At 74.1% G+C, this 19,675-nt stretch carries 11 protein-coding genes; 10 read left to right on the top strand and 1 reads right to left on the bottom strand.

Annotated elements, in window-relative coordinates:
* The first annotated feature begins 84 nt into the window (after window positions 1-84).
* The 4 genes from ORI94_RS13870 to ORI94_RS13885 all read left to right on the top strand — a co-directional run bounded on the left by ORI94_RS13870 (window position 85) and on the right by ORI94_RS13885 (window position 5,827).
* Window positions 85-1,386, top strand: coding sequence for a ribonuclease D (locus tag ORI94_RS13870; RefSeq protein WP_266075004.1), 1,302 nt, complete (start codon window positions 85-87; stop codon window positions 1,384-1,386).
* A 633-nt stretch (window positions 1,387-2,019) separates the two neighbouring features.
* Window positions 2,020-3,237, top strand: a complete 1,218-nt coding sequence (locus tag ORI94_RS13875; protein ID WP_266075005.1) for a thiolase family protein — start codon at window positions 2,020-2,022, stop codon at window positions 3,235-3,237.
* Window positions 3,234-5,363: a 3-hydroxyacyl-CoA dehydrogenase NAD-binding domain-containing protein gene (locus ORI94_RS13880; protein WP_266075007.1), complete on the top strand. Its 2,130-nt coding sequence runs from the start codon at window positions 3,234-3,236 to the stop codon at window positions 5,361-5,363. The genes ORI94_RS13875 and ORI94_RS13880 overlap by 4 nt, the downstream gene beginning before the upstream one ends.
* An 86-nt stretch (window positions 5,364-5,449) precedes the next feature.
* Entirely contained in the window at window positions 5,450-5,827 is a 378-nt protein-coding gene (locus ORI94_RS13885) for an NTP pyrophosphohydrolase (RefSeq protein ID WP_266075010.1), read from the top strand.
* A 66-nt stretch (window positions 5,828-5,893) separates the two neighbouring features.
* Here ORI94_RS13885 and ORI94_RS13890 read toward each other — a convergent pair whose 3' ends face one another.
* A complete protein-coding gene (locus ORI94_RS13890; protein WP_266075064.1) occupies window positions 5,894-13,264 on the bottom strand; it encodes a type I polyketide synthase in 7,371 nt (2,456 codons plus the stop codon).
* A gap of 224 nt (window positions 13,265-13,488) precedes the next feature.
* Between ORI94_RS13890 and ORI94_RS13895 the strand changes: the two genes are divergently transcribed.
* Genes ORI94_RS13895 through ORI94_RS13920 form a run of 6 tightly spaced genes read left to right on the top strand, consistent with a single transcriptional unit; the run spans window position 13,489 to window position 19,513 of the window.
* A complete protein-coding gene (locus ORI94_RS13895; RefSeq protein WP_266075012.1) occupies window positions 13,489-14,511 on the top strand; it encodes a 3-oxoacyl-ACP synthase III family protein in 1,023 nt (340 codons plus the stop codon).
* Window positions 14,508-15,449 (top strand): alpha/beta fold hydrolase, encoded by a 942-nt coding sequence (locus ORI94_RS13900; protein WP_266075014.1) that lies wholly within the window; start codon window positions 14,508-14,510, stop codon window positions 15,447-15,449. Before ORI94_RS13895 ends, ORI94_RS13900 begins: the two co-directional genes overlap by 4 nt.
* Complete coding sequence (locus ORI94_RS13905; protein WP_266075016.1) at window positions 15,446-17,023, top strand: AMP-binding protein; 1,578 nt, start codon at window positions 15,446-15,448, stop codon at window positions 17,021-17,023. The genes ORI94_RS13900 and ORI94_RS13905 overlap by 4 nt, the downstream gene beginning before the upstream one ends.
* Window positions 17,020-18,066 (top strand): NAD-dependent epimerase/dehydratase family protein, encoded by a 1,047-nt coding sequence (locus ORI94_RS13910; RefSeq protein ID WP_266075017.1) that lies wholly within the window; start codon window positions 17,020-17,022, stop codon window positions 18,064-18,066. The genes ORI94_RS13905 and ORI94_RS13910 overlap by 4 nt, the downstream gene beginning before the upstream one ends.
* The gene (locus ORI94_RS13915; RefSeq protein WP_266075018.1) at window positions 18,030-18,290 is read left to right on the top strand and encodes an acyl carrier protein; all 261 of its coding nucleotides are present in this window, start codon (window positions 18,030-18,032) and stop codon (window positions 18,288-18,290) included. The genes ORI94_RS13910 and ORI94_RS13915 overlap by 37 nt, the downstream gene beginning before the upstream one ends.
* Window positions 18,287-19,513 carry a beta-ketoacyl-[acyl-carrier-protein] synthase family protein gene (locus ORI94_RS13920; RefSeq protein ID WP_266075019.1) on the top strand — a complete coding sequence of 409 codons (1,227 nt, stop codon included), beginning with the start codon at window positions 18,287-18,289 and terminating at the stop codon, window positions 19,511-19,513. Before ORI94_RS13915 ends, ORI94_RS13920 begins: the two co-directional genes overlap by 4 nt.
* Window positions 19,514-19,675 lie beyond the last annotated feature (162 nt).

Genomic DNA, 19,675 nt, shown 5'->3' on the forward strand with positions numbered 1-19,675 from the left:
GCCGCCGTTGTTGCCGCCCCCCCGGGGCCCGCCGACGGACCTTCCCGTCGCCGGACCCCTTCGCGGCACGGATACTCTTGACAGGTGACCGACGCCCACGACACCGCAGCAGACAGTGCCCTGCGAACCACCGGAGGCGCCCCTCCGGACGACGACGGATCTTCTTCTGCTACGGAGGCGCCGATCCCCTTGCTCGAACCGCGCGAGGGCATTCCGCCCGTGGTCACGGACGACGCCGCCCTCGCCGAAGTGACCGCCGCCTTCGCCGCGGGCACCGGCCCCGTCGCCGTCGACGCCGAGCGTGCCTCCGGCTACCGCTACGGCCAGCGCGCCTACCTCGTCCAGCTGCGCCGCCAGGGCGCCGGGTCCGCGCTGATCGACCCCGTCGCCTGCCCCGACCTGTCGGGCCTGGGCGAGGCGCTGTCCGGCGTCGAGTGGGTGCTGCACGCCGCCACGCAGGACCTGCCCTGCCTGCGCGAGATAGGGATGCTGCCCACCCGTCTCTTCGACACCGAGCTGGCCGGCCGCCTCGCCGGTTTCCCCCGTGTCGGACTCGGCGCCATGGTCGAGAACGTGCTCGGCTTCGTCCTGGAGAAGGGCCACTCCGCCGTCGACTGGTCCACCCGCCCGCTGCCCGAGCCCTGGCTGCGCTACGCCGCCCTCGACGTCGAGCTCCTGGTCGACCTGCGGGACGCGCTGGAGAAGGAGCTGGACCGGCAGGGCAAGCTGGAGTGGGCGTGGCAGGAGTTCGACGCGATCGCGTCCGCGCCGCCGCCGGAGCCCCGCAAGGACCCCTGGCGGCGCACCTCCGGCATGCACAAGGTGCGCAGACGCCGGCAGATGGCCGTCGTGCGGGAGCTGTGGCAGACCCGGGACCGGATCGCCCAGCGCCGGGACGTCTCGCCGGGGAAGGTGCTCTCGGACGCGGCCATCGTCGAAGCCGCGCTCGCCGTGCCGGCCACCGTGCACGCCCTGGCCGCGCTGAACGGGTTCGGGTCGCGCGTGGGGCGGCGACAGCTGGAGCAGTGGCAGGCGGCCGTGGACCGGGCGCGGGCGCTGAGCGAGGCGCAGCTGCCGCAGCCCGGCCAGCCGGTGACCGGTCCCCCGCCGCCGCGCGCCTGGGCGGACAAGGACCCGGTGGCCGCGGCCCGGCTGTCCGCGGCCCGCGCGGGGGTGAGCGCGCTCGCCGAGCGGCTGAACATGCCGCAGGAGAACCTGATCACGCCGGACACGGTGCGGAGGGTGTGCTGGGAGCCGCCGCAGCCCGCCGGCCCGGAGTCCGTCGCGGCCGCGCTGGCGGGGTACGGGGCGCGGCCGTGGCAGGTGGAGCAGGTGACGCCGGTACTCGTCGCCGCACTTGACTCCGGCGGTTCGACACAGGCCTGAGCGCCGTCGCCAATGCGGGTCCGGGGCGCGGAGCGGGTGCGGGACGGGTGCGGGGCGCGGAGCGGGTGCGGGGCGCGGAGCGGGTGCGGGACGGGTGGAGCAGGTGACGCCGGTACTCGTCGCCGCACTTGACTCCGGCGGTTCGACACAGGCCTGAGCGCCGTCGCCAATGCAGGTCCGGGGCGCGGAGCGGGTGCGCGGAGCGGGTACGGGTGGACTGCGGCCGGTCGTGCCCACGCGGCGGAGCCGCAGGCCGACACGGCCCCGTGCCCCTGGGAGTGCCCCTCGTGCGGCCGCCCGCGGCGGAGCCGCACGGCGATACGGCTCCGTCCCGGTGAAAGGCGCCGTCGGCCCGGCCTCCGGTCACGGACCACCCCTGGTTCGCCGCCCCCTCATGGGCCCTTGAAACGGAACAGGGGCGTCGAGATCACGCCAAGATCCCTGAGGGCTGTGAAGCGTGCGCCCGGCCACGGCCCTCGTCCGGCGTGCTGCGACGGGCTCCGCCGACGGTGTGACCTTCACCGCTCGGACCCGCGGGACTGGGCAGCCACATTACCCACAAGTAGCATAGGCTCTGAGCGCGCGCTCAGCGCAACGCAGCAGTGCCATCCCGCACCCTGGAGGAGAGCCATCGTGCCTCGTACCGTCAGGGACGTCGTCTTCGTCGACGGCGTCCGCACCCCGTTCGGCAAGGCGGGCCCGAAGGGCATCTACCACGAGACCCGTGCCGACGACCTCGTCGTGAAGGCGATCCGGGAGCTGCTGCGCCGCAACCCCGGACTCGACCCGAAGAAGATCGACGAGGTCGCGGTCGCCGCGACCACGCAGATCGGTGACCAGGGTCTGACCATCGGCCGCACCGCCGGCATCCTGGCGGGCCTGCCGACCTCGGTCCCGGGCTACTCCATCGACCGCATGTGCGCGGGCGCCCTGACCGCCGTGACCACGGTGGCCGGCTCCGTCGCCTTCGGCGCGTACGACGTCGCCATCGCGGGCGGTGTCGAGCACATGGGCCGCCACCCGATGGGCGAGGGCGTCGACCCGAACCCGCGGTTCGTCTCCGAGAAGCTGGTCGACGAGTCGGCCCTGTTCATGGGCATGACCGCGGAGAACCTGCACGACCGCTACCCGACGATCACCAAGCGGCGCGCCGACGAGTACGCGGTCCGCTCGCAGGAGAAGGCCGCCAAGGCGTACGCCAACGGCAAGATCCAGGCCGACCTGGTACCGGTGTCGGTGCGCCGCACCAACGCGGAGGCCGGCGAGACGGGCTGGGGCCTGGTCACCGCCGACGAGCCGATGCGTCCCGGCACCACCCTGGAGAACCTGGCCGGTCTCAAGACGCCGTTCCGCGTCCACGGCCGGGTCACCGCCGGCAACGCGGCCGGTCTGAACGACGGCGCCACCGCCTCGGTCATCGCCTCCGAGGACTTCGCCCGCGAGAACGGGCTGCCGGTCAAGATGCGCCTGGTCTCCTACTCCTTCGCGGGGGTGGAGCCCGAGGTCATGGGCTACGGCCCGATCCCGGCGACGGAGAAGGCCCTCGCCCAGGCGGGGCTGTCCATCTCCGACATCGGCCTGTTCGAGATCAACGAGGCCTTCGCCGTCCAGGTGCTGGCCTTCCTGGAGCACTACGGCATCGCCGACGACGACGCGCGCGTCAACCAGTACGGCGGCGCCATCGCCTTCGGCCACCCGCTGGCCTCCTCCGGCGTCCGCCTGATGACGCAGCTGGCCCGCCAGTTCGAGGAGCAGCCGCACGTCCGCTACGGCCTGACCACCATGTGCGTCGGCTTCGGCATGGGCGCGACGGTCATCTGGGAGAACCCGCACTTCGAGGGGGACAAGTGAGCACCACCGCCGAACTGTTGAAGGGCGCGGCCGCGCTCTTCCCGGACGAGGTCGTCACGACGGCCCACGTACGCCACTTCGAACTTCCCCTGGACGCAGGGCGCTTCGCGCTGATCACGCTGGACAACGGCCTGGACCACACCAAGCCGACCACCTTCGGCCCGCAGTCGCTGGCGAACCTGGACGCCGCCCTCGACCAGGTCGAGAAGGAGGCCGCGGACGGCGGGATCGTCGGTGTCGGCATCACCGGCAAGCCGTTCATCTTCGCCGTCGGCGCCGACCTCAAGGGCGTCGAGCAGCTGAAGGAGTGGGACCACGCCCACGCCGTCGGCAAGGGCGGCCACGACGTCTTCAAGCGGCTGTCGACGCTCGCCGTGCCCACCTTCGCGTACTACAACGGCGCGGCGATGGGCGGCGGCGTCGAGGTCGGCCTGCACTGCGCCTACCGCACGGTGTCCTCGGCCATCCCGGCGTTCTCCCTGCCCGAGGTCTTCCTCGGCCTGGTCCCCGGCTGGGGCGGCTGCGCCCTGCTGCCGAACCTGATCGGCGCCGAGAAGGCCGTCTCGGTGATCATCGAGAACAGCCTCAACCAGAACAAGCAGCTCAAGGGCGAGCAGGTCTACGAACTCGGCATCGCGGACGCGATCTTCGAGGGCGCGGACTTCCTGGAGCAGTCGCTGATCTGGACGGCGGCCGTCCTCAAGGGCGAGATCGTCGTCGACCGCCCGGTGATCGACCGCGGCGAGGCCTGGGACCAGGCCGTCGCCAAGGGCCGGTTCGTCGCCGACTCCAAGGTGCACGGCGCCGCCCCGGCCGCCTACCGCGCCCTGGACATCATCGCCGCCGCCAAGGACGGCGACCTCCAGCAGGGCTACGACGCCGAGGACAAGGCGCTCGCCGACCTGATCATGGGCGGTGAACTGCGTTCCGGTCTCTACGCGTTCAACCTGGTGCAGAAGCGCGCCAAGCGCCCGGCCGGCGCCCCGGACAAGGACCTGGCCCGTCCGGTCACCAAGGTCGGTGTCGTCGGCGCCGGTCTGATGGCCTCGCAGCTCGCGCTGCTGTTCCTGCGCCGCCTCGAGGTGCCGGTCGTGCTGACCGACATCGACCAGGAGCGCATCGACAGGGGTGTGGGCTACGTCCACGCCGAGATCGACAAGCTGCTCGGCAGGGGCCGCGTCGACCAGGACAAGGCCAACCGCCTCAAGGCGCTGGTCACCGGTGTGCTGGACAAGGCCGAGGGCTTCGCGGACGCCGACTTCGTCATCGAAGCGGTCTTCGAGGAGATGGGCGTCAAGCAGCAGGTGTTCGCCGAGGTCGAGGCGGTCGCCCCGGCGCACGCGATCCTCGCCACCAACACCTCCTCGCTGTCGGTGTCCGAGATGGCGTCCAAGCTGAAGAACCCCGAGCGGGTCGTCGGCTTCCACTTCTTCAACCCGGTCGCGGTGCTGCCGCTGCTCGAGATCGTCCGCGGCGAGCGGACCGACGACGCCTCGCTGGCGACGGCGTTCGCCGTGGCCCGGAAGCTGAAGAAGACGGCGGTGCTGGTGAAGGACGCCCCGGCGTTCGTCGTGAACCGCATCCTGACCCGCTTCATGGGCGAGGTCCAGAACGTCATCGACGAGGGCACCCCGGTCCAGACCGCGGAGAGGGCCGTCGAGCCGCTCGGTCTGCCGATGTCCCCGCTGGTCCTCCTGGAGCTGGTCGGCCCGGCGATCGGGCTGCACGTCTCCGAGACGCTCAACCGGTCCTTCCCGGACCGCTTCACCGTCTCGCCGAACCTGAAGGCGGTCGTCGAGGCCGGCAAGCGCGGCTTCTACGTCCACGACAGCGGCAGGCCGGAGCTGGACCCCGAGGTCGCCGCGCTGCTCGAGCAGGGCGACACCGTCCTCACCGAGGAGCAGGTGCGGGCCCGGGTGCTCGACGCGGTGGCGCAGGAGATCGGGCTGATGCTCGACGAGGGTGTCGTCGCCGAGGCCCAGGACATCGACCTGTGCCTGATCACCGGCGCCGGCTGGCCCTTCCACCTGGGCGGCATCACGCCGTACCTGGACCGTGAGGGCGTCTCCGAGCGCGTCAACGGCAAGCGGTTCCTGGCCCCGGGCGTGGCGAGCGTCCCCGCCTGACCGGCAGGCCCTGACGGGAGGGCGGGCCGCACGGATCGCTTCCGTGCGGCCCGCCCCTCTTCTCCGTTCCGTGGGAGCCTGGCCGCATGGAGAACAGCGCCGCCCCGCTCGTGATCGTCGACGCCGCGAACGTCGTCGGGTCGGTGCCCGACGGGTGGTGGCGGGACCGGCGCGGCGCCGCCGAACGCCTGCGCGACCGGCTGGCGTCGGACGGCCTGCCGGGCCGGTCCGGACCGGTGGAGATCATCCTGGTCGTCGAGGGCGCGGCCCGCGGGGTGGAGTCGGTGCCGGGCGTCCGGGTGGAGTCCGCCCCGGGCAGCGGCGACGACCACATGGTCGCCCTGGTGGCAGGTGCCGGCACCGGCGACCGCCCCGTCCTGGTCGTCACGGCCGACCGCGAGCTGCGCCGCAGGGTGACGGCCCTGGGAGCGAACGTCACCGGCCCGCGGTCCGTGCCCCGCTGAGACGCGCGGCCCCGCCCGCTGTGCCGGGGCCCCGGCGCGACGGGCGTCCGCCTCCGTCTGCTCCTGTTACTCCTGCCCGCCGGTGTCCAGGCCCAGTCGCTGGTGGACCAGGCGGGCGAAGTGGGTCAGGGTGCGTCCGGTGGCCAGGTCGGCCGGTGCGAGGCGGATGTCGAAGAGATCCCTCGCCTGGACCAGGAACTGCATGCCCAGCAGCGAGTCCAGTCCGAAATCGGTGACATGGCGCGTGGCGTCCAGGCCGGCCGGATCGGTCTGCAGGACACCCGCGAGGAGCTGGGTGAGCGTGTCGGTGATCCTGTGCACCGCTTCGTCCGCCGGAAGGTCCGCCAGCGTTCGCAGGAGTTCGTTGCGGGCGTCCGGCAGGGCCATGGAGGACGACGGGGCCAGACGGGTGAACCGGGGGGTGGCCAGGAGGGGCAGCAGGTGGCGTGCGGCTCCCCAGCGGTAGCGGCCCGCTCCGGCGACGTCGGTGCCGGCGGCCAGGAGGTGGGCGGCGGTGGTCAGGACCTCGGCAGGGGTGAGGAGTTCGAGGCCGCGTCCGGCCATGGCGGTTTCCATGCCGCTGCGGGCGACATAGCCGGTTTCACCGATTGGTCCCCAGGCCAGGGCCGTACCCGGTTTGCCGGCGCCGTGCCGGGCCCGGGCGAGGGCTTCCAGATAGGCGTTGGCCGCCGCGTAGGCAGCCTGGCCCGGGTTGCCGATGGTGGCGGAGACCGAGGAGTAGGTGAGGAACAGGTCCAGGTCGCGGTCGGCGGTCAGGCGGTCCAGCAGCGCCGCGCCCGCCGCCTTGGGCGCCAGCACGGCGGCGAACCGGTCGTCGGTGAGGTCGGAGAGTGACGCGTCGTCCATGTGCATGGCCGCGTGCACGATGCCGCACAGACGGTGTCCGGTGGCGTCCACCGCGTCGATGACCCGGCGCAGCGCGGCTTCCTCGGTTACGTCGACGGCGTGGGCGGTGACGTGCACGCCGCGGCCGGTGAGTTCCCGGAGCAGGGCGGGCGCCTCGGGGGCGTCGGGTCCGCGGCGGGAGAGCAGGGCCAGGTGCCGGGCTCCGTGGTCGGCCAGCCGGCGGGCGGTGGCGGCGCCCAGTCCACTCAGTCCTCCGGTGATCAGGTAGGTGCCTTCGCCGTCGAGGCGGAGGGTGCCGGGCGCGGGCTCCACGAGGACCGGTTCGTCCAGGGGGTCGAAGGTGACGACGACCTTTCCGGTGTGCCGGGAGTGCTGCAGGAGGTGGAAGGCCTCCTCGACCCGGGCGGCGGGGTAGACCGTGTGGGGCAGGGGCCGGTAGGTGTGGGAGGTGACCTGCGCGCCGAAGTCCGCGAGGAGGCGGGAGCGCAGGGCCGGGGAGTCGATGACGGCGTCGAGGTTGAAGCCGATGAAGGTGAGACTGCGGTCGAAGGGACGCAGCGCCACCGTGTTGTTGAGGAAGATGTCCCTCTTGCCGAGTTCGATGAAGCGGCCGTTGGGGCGCAGGAGGCCGAGGCCCAGGGCGATGGCCTCGCCGCTGAGGGAGTTCACCACGACGTCCACGCCCAGGCCGCCGGTCAGCTTCCGCACCTGCGGGACGAAGTCCAGGCTGCGGGAGTCGAGTACGTGCTCGGCGCCGAGCGTGCGCAGCAGGTCTCGCTTGGTCTCCGTGCCGGCGGTGGCGATGACGCGGGCGCCCTGCCGGCGGGCGCACTGCAGGACGGCCAGGCCCACCGCTCCGGCACCGCCGTGGACGAGCACGGTCTCCCCGGGGGCGAGGCGGGCCTGGTGGACCAGGGTGTGGTGGGCGGTCAGGAAGGCGACGGGGAAGGTCGCAGCCTCCGTGAAGCTCAGCTCGTCGGGGATACGGACGACGGCGGCGGCGGGGGTCGTCGTGTGGGAGGCGAGGGCTGCGGGCATGAGGCCGTAGACCCGGTCGCCGGGCTTCAGGCCGCCTGCCCCCGCTCCCACGGCGCGCACGATGCCGGCACCGTCGGTGCCCAGCCCGCGGCCGAGAGGGGTGTTCTCCACCGCTTCGGGCGGCAGCAGACCGTTGGCCCTCATGGGATCGCGGTAGTTCAGGGCCACGGCCCGCATTTCGACGGTCACCTCGCCCGGTCCGGGTTCGGGAAGGTCCGTCTGCCGCCAGACCAGCCGTCGGTGCAGGCCCGGGTCACGGGCCTCCAGAATGAACGGCGTGCCGGCGGGAACGCCCGGGGCTTCGCTCGCCGGATGCTGGACCTGCCGGGGGACGAACCGGCCCTGTGCGGTCAGGATGATCTCGTCCTCCTGAACGCTCCGGTCGTCGTCGCCGGGAGCGAGGAGTTCTCCGGCCAGGCGGCGGGCGTCGGCGCCGGCGTCGCCGGTGCGATGGCACGAGAGGCGCCGCACGCACAGGTCGGGACGCTCGTTGGCGAGCGTGCGGGAGGCCGCCCAGACGGCCGCGTCGTCCGGGTGCGCCGGCTGCTCCGGGGCCGGGAACAGACCGGTGGGGCGCGTGACGAGCCACACCCGGGATCTCGTGCCGCCCTTCAGGCCCTCGCAGGCGATGGCCAGGGAGCGCAGGAGGGCCGCGCGGCGGACGGTCCGCGTGACGGTCTCCCGCGGACCGGGTTCGGCGAGCAGCAGGACGACGTGCGGATCGGAGTCCGCGGGCAGGGTCCCGCGCCAGGCGGCGGCCTCCTCGGGCGCGGTGACGACGGTCGCCTCCCCGAGAAGAGCGGCCAGTGCCCGCGCGGTCGCCGTCTCGGTGTCGTCCTCGACGGCGATCACCCAGGCGGTGCCGGGATCCGCCCGTGGCCCCTCGGTGTCCGCTCCCTGGCCGTGGTCCGCCGCGGCGAGGAGGACGGAACGGTCCTCGGGCCCGGTCTGCACCACGTCGAAGAAACCGCACTGCTCCAGCAGCGGTGCCCACCGGTCGCGGGCGAGGACGCGGGAGCCGGGGCGCAGGTCGTGGTCGCCGCGCTCCCAGAAGTCGTTCAGCGTGCCGGACAACAGGGCCTGGAGCCGGGCGTGGTGCGGTTCGGTGGCCAGCAGGTGTCCGCCGGGGGCCAGCGTGGTGTGCAGGCGTCGCAGGGTCGCGGCCAGGTCGGTGGCGGTGTGCAGGGCGTCGCCCGCCAGGACGAGGTCGAACCCGGCCCGGGGCAGGCCCTGGTCGACCGGGTCGGCGTTCAGGTCCAGGGTGCGGTGCTCGACGAAGTCGTGGCGGGCGAAGCGGTGCTCGGCACGGGCGAGACCGTTGCCGGTGGTGGTCGTGCGGGTGTAGTGGGTCCGGTCGGCCGGCAGCATGGGCAGGGCCGCGGCCGTCAGGGCGCCGGTGGCCGCGCCGACTTCCAGGACGCGCAGCGGACGGTCGGCGGGCCAGCGGGCGACGACGGCGTCGAGCAGTGCCTGCACGGCACGGTGGGCGAAGCGGTGGGCCGGGCCGGTCTCGCGAAGCTGCTCGTACGCGCTGTCCCCGGTCGGCAGGAGATCGCCCGCGTCGACCTGCCCCCGCACCACGTCGGGCAGATGGCGCAGGTGCCGGTTGAGAAGCAGCGTCTCGGCGCTGTACGCGGGGTGCTCCTCCACCAGGCCGCGCAGCAGTTCCTCGGGCCGGGCGCCGGCGCCGGTCAGCTGCCAGGTTCCCCCGGCCGGCCGGGCGAGGCCGTGCTCGGCCAGCAGGGGCAGCATCAGCCGCGCCAGCCGCCGGTGCCGGGGCTGCATCCCCCCGGCCACCAGATCACCCGTCGAGAACGGGACCGCGGGGTCGGCGAGAAGGCCGCGCAACGTCTCGGCCCAGCAGTGGGCGCCGGTCCGTTCGGCGGCGGTGACGAACCGGCGGTGGCCGTTGTCGTCCAGGGCGGCGTGTGCGGCGGTGATGCGCGGCTCGGCCGCGCGCGCCACCTCGGTGGGCGGGGGAAGGGGAGAGGGCGGGGCCGGGGACCCCCGGTGGGGGGCGGCCCGCAGAACGGTGCGCTGGACGGCCAGGGGGGTGTCCCCGGTCATGTGTCCGCGGCGGGTGCGGCAGCCGTCGATCTCGGCGGTGACCGTGCCGTCCGCGTCGGCATAGGTGATGTCCCAGCACATCTCGTTGGCGCTGCGGCTGCGCCGCCGCAGGTGTACGACGCCGGCGGGCGCGGGGGTGCGCCACACGCGTACGGATCCGAACACGGTCGGCAGGAAGCCGGCGGATTCCGCCGTCGGCCCCGCGAGGGCCACGGTGGCCTGCAGCGGCGCGTCGAGCAGGACCGGGTGGGCGGTGTAGGAGTCGGCGGCGTGCGGCAGCCGGTAGGAGACCAGCACCTCCTGGTCGCCGGCGTCGATGCGGTCGATGAGCTGGAAGTCCGGCCCGCAGTTCAGACCGATGTCGTGACACGTCCGGTAGAAGTCCGGGCCGTCGGTGCTCCGGTGACAGCGTGCCCGGAGCGCGTCGACGTCGAGCGGGGCCGGTGCCGTGCCGAGCAGGGTGCGGACCTGGGCGCGTACGACGGGTCGGCACTCCCCGTGGTGTTCCTCGCGGACGCTGATGGTCAGGGCGCCGTCGTCGGGGGTGACCGCGGTCTGCAGGGCGACCGGCGTCGGGTCCGGCCACGGCAGGCGCAGCGGACGGCCGATCTCCAGGTGCCGTACTTCGACCGGACGGTCCATGGCCCGCCGGCCGGCGCTCAACGCCATCTCCACGTAGGCGGCCGCCGGCATGAGCACGTCGTCCCCGATCCTGTGGTCGCCCAGCCAGGGCACCAGTTGCGGCTCGACGGTGCCGTGCCACACGGGGTGCGGGGCCGGCATCCGCTCGCCCACCAGCGGATGGTCCAGCAGGCCGTTGCCACTGGTGCCGCTGACCAGGGCCTGCGGAGTGCCGTGCCAGTACCGCTCGTGCTGCCACGCGTAGGCGGGCAGGTCGACCACACGGCCCGGGCGGGGGAAGTACCGGCGCCAGTCGGTCCCGGTCCCGGTGGCGAGCGCGGCGGCGACGGCCGCCGCGGCCTCGCGGGGGCCGTCCCCGTCGCGGTGCAGGGTGGCGACGCAGGGGACGCCGGTGCGGCGCAGATAGGGGCGCAGCACCGGGTGCGGGCCGATTTCCATCAGGGTGCCGGCGTGCTCGGCGGCGAGGCGGGCGGCGGCCTCGGCGAACCGGACGGGTTCGCGGACGTTGCGCCACCAGTACTCCGCGTCCAGTTCCGGCCCGTCGAGAGGGGTGCCGGTGACGGTGGAGACGAAGGGGATCCGGGCGGGGGCGGGGGCGAGCCCGTCCAGCGCGGCGAGCAGTGGCTCCCTGATGGGGTCCATGGCCCGACTGTGGAAGGCGTAGTCCAGGTCCAGTTCGCGGAAGAAGACGCCGCGGCCGGCCAGCTCGGCGCCCCAGGCGGCCAGTGCGCCGGCCGCCCCGGCGACGGTCACGTCGCGGTCGCTGTTGATGCCCGCGATCTCCAGTGCGCCGTCGTGGTGGAGCAGTTCCCCGCGGGCCTGTTCCTCGGGCAGGCCGACGGCGGCCATGCGGCCCCGGCCCGCCGTGGTGCCCTGGGTGCGGCTGCGCTCGGCGATCACCAGCGCGGCCTGTTCCAGGGTCAGGACTCCGGCGGCGTGGGCGGCGGCCACCTCTCCGACGCTGTGCCCGGTCACCGCCCGCGGCCGCACCCCGTGCGAGGCCAGCAGTGCGGTCAGACCCACCTGTACGGCGAACAGGGCGGGCTGGGCCACCTCCGTGCGCTGCCAGGTCCGGGGGGAGGGGCGGGCCAGCTCCTTGGCCACGGACCAGCCCAGGTGGGGCGCCAGGGCCGCGTCGGCCTCCTCGACGGCCGCACGGAAGGCCGGTTCGCGCTCCAGCAGATCGGCGGCCATGCCCGGCCACTGGGAGGCGTTGCCGGAGAACACGAACGCGATCCCGTCCCGCCCGCTCGTGCGCACGATCGCCCCGCGGGCGGGCTCCGCGGCCACCAGCCGGTCCAGCTGCCGTGCGGCGTCCTGCGGGTCGGCGGCCAGGACGGCGGCGCGGTGCGGGTGCGCGGTGCGCCGCACGGTGCTGGTGTGGGCCAGGTCGTAGAACTCCTCGGGCTCCGCCTCCCGCAACCGCTCCGCCATGCGGCCGGCCATCTGCTCGAGCGCCTCGGGGGACCGTGCGGAGACGACCACCGGCAACGGGCGTTCGCCCGGCACCGGCCGCGGATCGGGCCGCCGGGCAGGGGGTGGGGTGAGGACGGCGTGGGCGTTGGCTCCGCCGAAGCCGAAGGAGCACACTCCCACGGCGGCCCCTTCCCCCGGTGGCAGCGGGACGGGTTCGACGGCGGGGGCCAGCCCCAGGCCGTCGAAGTCGATCCGGGGGTTGAGCGGAAGGGCGTGCAGGGACGCCGGCACCAGCCGGTGGCGCAGCACCAGGATCGCCTTGAGCAGGCCCGCCATCCCGGAGGCGGGCTCCAGATGGCCGAGGTTCGTCTTCACCGAGCCGATCGGCAGCGGGCCGCCGCGGCGGTGCCGGCCCAGTGCCCGGCCGATGGCCTCGGCCTCCGCCGGGTCCCCGACCTGGGTACCGGTGCCGTGGGCCTCGACGTACACCAGATCGTCCGCGCCGATCCCGGCTTCCGCGTAGACGGTGTGCAGCAGCGCCTCCTGCGTCTCGGCGCTGGGCACGATCATGCCGGTGCTGCGACCGTCGGTGTTGTTGCCGGTGGCGGCCAGCACGGCGTGGATGCGGTCCTGGTCGGCCACCGCGTCCGCGAGGCGCTTGAGGACGAGCACCGCGCCGCCCTCCGCACGGACGAAGCCGTCGGCGTCGGCGGAGAACGCCGCACAGCGTCCGCGCCGCGACAGCATGCCCGCATAGGAGAATCCGGCGAAGGAGTAGGGGGTGGCCAGCACGTTGACGCCGCCGACCAGGGCGACACGGCCGGCGCCCTCGCGCAGGGTGCGGCAGGCCCGGTCCAGGGCGACCAGGGCGGAGGAGCAGGCCGTGTCGACGGCCATGCTCGGCCCGCGCAGGTCGAAGGCGTACGACAGCCGGTTCGCCGTGATGGACAGGGTGGCGCCGGGCATGGTGTGCGGGCTCGTGTGGTCCTGCATCATCGTCAGGCCGACGCCGTAGCCGGGGTCGGAGACGCCCACGTACACGCAGGTGTCCGACCCCGCAAGCGACTCGGCCGGGAGGGCGGCGTCGTCCAGTGCCTCGGCGGCCATCTCCAGCAGCAGTCGCTGCTGCGGGTCGACGTACCTGGCCTCCGCGGGGGACATGCCGAAGTAGGCGGCGTCGAACGAGGCGACGTCCGGGAGGAAGCCGCCGGCGGCGGTGTAACTGCGGCCGGGCCGCACGGCCCCCGGGTCGACCGTTCTGTCCCTGGGCAGCCGGTCGGCGGGCATCTCGCCGACCATGTCCCGCCCGTCGCGCAGCACGGACCACAGGCCGTCCAGATCGGTGATGCCCCCGGGAAGCCGGCAACCGATTCCCACCACCGCCACGGCCCGTTCGAGTTGCTGCATTGCCAAGTCCCCGCTTCCTCGCGCCGATTGCAGGCATCAGGGTCTGTTGCGGAAGTGATGCCTGCCGCGCGGCCGCCCTTCGGGCGACGACGCCGCTTCCGCAACAGGTCCCAGGCGGAGTGAAGGACACCGCGGGACGAAAAAGCCAATGCGGGTCACTCGTTGGGGTGAAGGCCGTCGCGCAGAGGGCTTGGCGGCGGCGGCTGCGCCGTTACGGTGACGCGGTGCCTGAAGCCCTGCGAGCCCGTGTCGCGGCCGTCGCCGCTCATCTGCCGTCCCGCTACCGGACCATGGACGAGATCCGTGCCAGGATCGCCGAGAACGGTGGCTACGCACCACCGCCCGGCCTGCTGGAGGATCTCACCGGTGTGCGCGGGGTCCATGTGCACGAGGACGGCGAGAACGCCTCCGACCTCGCCGTGGCGGCCGCCCGCAAGGCACTCGACGAGGCGGGCCTGAAGATCGGCGACATCGATCTGCTGTTGTTCGCCTCGACCTCGCAGGACCTGATCGAACCCGCCACGTCACACCTGGTGGCCACGAAACTGGACGCCTCCTGCCCGGTGTTCGACGTCAAGAACGCCTGCAACAGCGTCCTCAACGCCGTGGAAGTGGCCACCTCGTTCATCGAGACCGGCCGCTACCGCACGGTCCTCATCGCCTGCGGTGAACCCGCCACACTGGCCACCCGCTGGCACGTCCCCGACCGGCAGGCCCTGCTGAGGGCCCTGCCCGGCTACACCGCCTCCGACGCCGGTGCCGCGATGGTGCTCACCGCCGGTCCCGCGGGCGAACACGATCCCGGCGTTCTGGCCCTGCGGTTCGTCAGCAACTCCGCCGCCTGGGAGGCCTGCACCGTGGCCGGCGGAGGAAGCATGCACCACCTCTCCGTGCACGACGACCACACCACACTGCGGCTGAACGGGGACCTGCGCCAGGGTGCGCTCGACGCGCTTCCCCGGATCCTGGCCACCGCCGGGGAAGAACTCGGGACGGCGCGCACCGGTGCCTTCGTCGCCTTCCACCAGATCGCCATGCCGCAGTACCGCGAGACCCTCGACATGTTCTCCCTGCCCGAGGACCGGTGCATGCCCGCGGTGGCCGAGCACGGGAACTGCGCGGCGGCCTCCCTCCCCCTGCAACTGGTCAAGGCGCGGGAGGCCGACCGCATCGAGAGCGGGGACGTGGTGACGATGATCGGCCTGGCCAGTGGTTTCAGCTTCGGCCTGGCTCTCGTCCGGTGGTGACCGCACGGGCCGGCCACGCCCCGGCGTCCCGCTCCGCCGCGCTGGAACGGCTGATGCCGGGCTATCCCGCGCCCCGCCACTGGCGGCGCGTGCCGGTCACCGGACAGCACTACCTCGACCTCGGCTCCGGGCAGCCGGTGCTGTTCCTGCACGGCAACCCGTCGTGGAGTTACGTCTGGCGCAAGCTGCTGCACCGGCTCTCCCCGCACGCCCGCTGCCTGGCACCCGACCTGCCGGGTTTCGGACTGTCCCGGCACCTGCGGCCGGCGGATGGAGTGCCCGACCCCTACGAGGCCCAGCTGGAAGGCCTGGACATCCTCCACCGCCACCTGGTGCGGGACGTGGGCCTGCCCGAGCGGGGCTGGACGTTCGTCCTGCACGACTGGGGCGGCCCGCTCGGCGCCGCCTGGGCCCTGCGGCACCCGGGCGTGGTGGCCCGGCTGGTCGTCTGCAACACCGTGGCCTTTCCCTTCCCGGACGGCTTCCGACTGCCGTTCTACCTGCGCTGGATCCGTGACCACCGGCCGGTCGCCGGCCTCGTCCACCTCACCAACGCGTTCGCCCGCACCGCCCTGCGCGCCGGAGTCCACCACCCCTTGCCTTCGGCCGAGCGCCGCGCCCACCTCAGGCCCTGTGCCCGCCGCGCCGAGCGCCGGGCGATCACCGACGCCGTCCGCGCGATCCCCCGCGGACCTGCGGACCCCGTGTGGCGGCTGCTCGAGCCCCCCGGTGCCGGGGCCGGCCTGTCGGCTCTGCCCATGCTCGTCGGCTGGGGCATGCGCGATCCCGTCTTCACTCCGGTCCTGCTGGAGGAGTGGACCCGCCGCTTCCCCCGTGCCGCCGTCCACCGCTTCCCCGACGCCGGGCACTTCGTGATGGAGGACGCCGCCGCCGGACTCGGCGACCGCATCCGTGACTTCCTTCAGGGAGCTTCATGACCGAGACCGTTCCCGGCCTCGCCGCACGCCTGGCCGACCGGCCCGACGCCCCCGCCCTCGTCCGCTGCCGCAAGGGAGCCTCCCGGACGGTCAGCCGGGGCGAACTGGCGCGGGGCTGCCACCACATCGCGCGGGCCCTGTACGACGTCGGCGTCCGGCCCGGTCACAAAGCCGTCGTGATGACCCGCGACGCCTACGACCTCACCGCCGTCTCGTACGCCCTCGGGGTGCTCGGCGCCGTTCCCGTCCTGATCGAACCGCGCGCCGAGGTGGGTCGCTGCCTGCGGGACGTCGCCCCGGACGTCTTCATCGGCGAGCCCTTGGCCCACCTCGGTCGCCGGGTTTTGGGGTGGGGCCGCCCGCACGTCCGGATCCCCCTGGTCACCGGCTCCGTGCCGCTCCTCCCGGGACGGCGGCTGGTCACCCGGGCGCCGGCCGGCGGCGTCCCGCCCCTGCGGGTGCGGGAGCCCGACGGCGACGAGCCGGCCCTGATCGCCTTCACGTCCGGTTCCACCGGACGGCCCAAGGGCGCCGAGTACCGCCACGCCACCCTGGCCGGACAGCTCGACGCGCTGTCGACGCTGATGGGCCCCCGGCCCGACGACGTACTCCTCGCGGGGTTCCTGCCGGTCGCACTGCTCGGCCCGCTCCTTGGCCCGACCACCGTCGTCCCGGCCGTGAATCACCTGGCCCCGGCCCGCACGCCGCCGGAGGAACTCGTCGAGCCGATCCTGAAGCACCGGGCCACCATCGTCCTGGCGTCGCCCGCGGTCCTCACCCTGATCGCCGGCCACTGCGCCCGCCGCGGCATCTCGCTGCCCTCGGTCCGGCAGGTGCTGTCCTTCGGAGCCCCGTTGCGCGTCCGCCTCTGCGACGCCCTGCGCGACGTCGTGCCGGACGACGCCGAGATCCTCAGCGTCTACGGCGCCACGGAATGCCTGCCCGTCTCCGCGATCGGCGACCACGACCTGCGGGCCTCACGCATGCGGCCGCCCGCCGGGCACGCCGGCACCTGCCTGGGCCGGCCGCTGCCCGGCATCCATGCCCGGATCCTGGACGCCGACGCCACCGGACTCGGCGAGATCGCCGTCACCGGCCCCACCGTCAGCCCCGCCTACCACGGGCGCCCCGACGCCGACTCCGCCACCAAGAGCGTCACCGGCCGTGGCGTGCTGCACCGCACCGGAGATCTCGGCCGGCTCGACGACCGGGACCGCCTGTGGTTCCTCGGCCGCAAGGCCCACCTGGTCACCGGCACCGGCTTCACCCTGGCCACCGAGGACGTCGAGGCCGCGGCGGACACCGCCCCCGGCGTCCGGCGCACCGCCCTGGTCGGAGTCGGCACGGCCGCGTGCCGGCTGCCCGTCCTGTGTGTGGAACTCCTGCCCTCCGCCTCCCGCGCCGCTGCCCTGGAAGCCGTCCGCGCCGTCGTGAGGGACCATCCGGAAGGGCACCGCGTCGGCACCCTGCTGCTCCATCCCGGCTTCCCCACCGACCCCCGGCACAATTCCAAGATCGACCGTCCGCGGCTGGCCGACTGGGCCGCCAGGCGCCTGCGCGGGAGGGTCCGGTGAAGGTACTGGTCACCGGGGGAAGCGGCTTCCTCGGCCAGGAGATCTGCCGTCGGCTGGGCGCACGCGGCGTCGTCGTCTCCTCCCTGGGCCGCCGCCCCAGCGCCACGCTGGAACGGCTGGGTGTCCGGCAGCACCTGGGCGATCTCGCCGACGCCGCCGCGGTCTCCCGTGCCGTCGCCGGCCAGGACGCCGTCGTCCACAACGCCGCCCTGGCCGGCGTCAGCGGCCCGTCGCGGCCCTACTGGGCCACCAACGTCGTCGGCACCCGTCACGTGATCGAGCAGTGCCGTGCCCACGGGGTGCGCACGCTCGTGTACACCTCGACCGCCAGTGTCGTCTTCCGGCCCGGTGGCCTGGAAGGTGTCACCGAGGACCTTCCCTACGCCCTGCACCACCTGGCCGCCTATCCCGCCACCAAGGCCCGGGCCGAGGCTCTGGTCCTGGCCGCCCACGGCCCGGAGCTGGCCACCGTGTCGCTGCGTCCGCACATCGTCTGGGGGCCGGGCGACCCGCATTTCGTCCCCGCCCTCGCGCGCGCCGTGCGGGCCGGCCGTCTGCTGATGCCCGGCGACGGCGGCAACCTCATCGACACCACCCACGTCCGTACCGCCGCCCACGCCCACCTCCTCGCTCTGGACCGTCTGCGGCAGTCACCGACGGCGGGCGGCCGCGCCTACTTCATCGGCCAGGGCGACCCGCGTCCCCTGCGCGACATCACCCGGCACTTCCTGCGGGCCGCCGGCATCGGCGCCCGCTGGTGCGCCGTCCCGCCCCGGCTGGCCACCGCCGCGGCCGCCATCAGCGACACCTGCCTGCGCATGACCCGCAGCCCCCGCACCCACGCCCTGAGCCGCTTCCTCGTCGCGGAACTGCTGCACCCGCACCACTTCGACCTCACCGCGGCACGCCGCGGTCTGGGTTTCGAGCCACCGATCGGATTCGAGGCCGGTCTCGCGGAACTCGCCCCGCTCGCCCTGTCCGCCCCGTACCACAGCGAGGACACCCCGTGCCGGAAACCTACGACGCCGTCCGCTCCATCCTGACCAGTGCCTTCCGCGTCCCCGAGGACGAGATCCGGCCCCAGCTCACGCTGGGACAGCTGGACCTGGACTCCCTGGCCCTGACGGAGCTGGTGCTCATCCTCCACGAACGCTTCGGGGTGAAGATCGGCAGCGAGTACGCATCCCGCACCACGACCGTCGCCCAGGTCGCCGACCACCTCGACGCGCTGCGCGCGGGCGGCACGGGGGCGGTGGCCTCCTCGTGACCGAGCCCGTCGCCGTCACCGGCCTCGGCCTGGTCACCCCCGCCGGAGAAGGTGCCGACGCCGCCTGGGACACGGTCTGCCGGGGCGTGGGCACCGCGGCCCACGATCCGGAGCTGGCCGCCCTGCCCGTGGACTTCTCCTGCCGCGTCCCCCTTTCGCGCGAAGCCCTGGGCCGGCGGGTCGGACGCACCGCCTGGCGCATGTCCCGGAACGCCCAACTGGCGGTGCTCGCCGCCCGTGAGGCGGTCCACGACGCCGGCCTCGGCCCCGGGACGTGGAACGGTGACCGGGTCGCCGTCGTCATCGGCTGCGGGCTGGGGGCGGATGCGGCACGCGAGGAACAGGCCAGGCGCCTGGAGGAACGGGGCGCCGACATGGTCTCCGCGCTCACCATCCCCCTGATCATCCCGAACATGGCGGCCGGTGAGGTCTCCATCGACCTCGGGGCCCGCGGCCCCAGTCTCGCCCCGGCCACCGCCTGCGCCTCCGGCGCCACCGCCGTCGCCGTGGCCCGCGACCTTCTCGCGACCGGCCAGTGCGACGTCGCGGTGGCCGGGGCCACCGAAGCCGCCGTCACCCCGCTGACGGCCGCCGGTTTCTGGCGTGCGGGCACCCTGGCCCGGCGCACCGACGCGGTCGCCGGCGCGTCCCGGCCCTTCGCCGCCGACCGTGACGGCTTCGTCCTGGCGGAAGGCGCCGGCATCCTCGTCCTGGAGCGGACCGCGGACGCGGCCGCCCGTGGTGCACGCACCCGCGCCCGGCTCGTGGGCTGCGGCAGCACCTCGGACGCCCACCACCCCACCGCGCCCGCCCCGGACGCCCGGGGCACGGAGAGGGCCCTGCGCACCGCACTGGCGGATGCGGGCCTGACCCCGCACGACGTCGGCCACGTCAACGCCCACGGCACCTCCACACCGCTCAACGACGCCGGCGAGGCGGCCCTGATCACCCGCGTACTGCCGCACCGCCCCAGCGTCACCGCGCCCAAGGGCGTGCTCGGTCACAGCCTGGGGGCGGCGGGCGCCGTCGAGGCGGCGCTGACGGTGCTCACCCTCCAGCACCGCACGGTGCCGCCGATCGCGAACCTGCGGGCCCCGGCTCCCGGATTCGACATCGACTGCGTCACCGGGGGACCCCGTCGGCAGGACGTCCGCGTCGCCGTCAGCCACTCCTTCGGCTTCGGCGGCCACAACGTCGTCCTCGCTCTGGCCAGGGCCTCCTGACCGGCTCGGCGACCGGACGGGGACGGCGGCGGCGTCCCGTGGTCGTGCGTGCGGGGCGCCCCCGGTGGCGAAGCGCCGCCGGGGTCTCCCGCTCGCGTCGTGCCGGGCCCCGCGGGCCCGGCGCCGCACTCCGATCCGGTCCGGACGCAGGGCCCCGGCGGT

It is taken from the genome of Streptomyces sp. NEAU-W12 (assembly GCF_026242095.1).
In the GTDB taxonomy this organism is placed as follows: domain Bacteria; phylum Actinomycetota; class Actinomycetes; order Streptomycetales; family Streptomycetaceae; genus Streptomyces.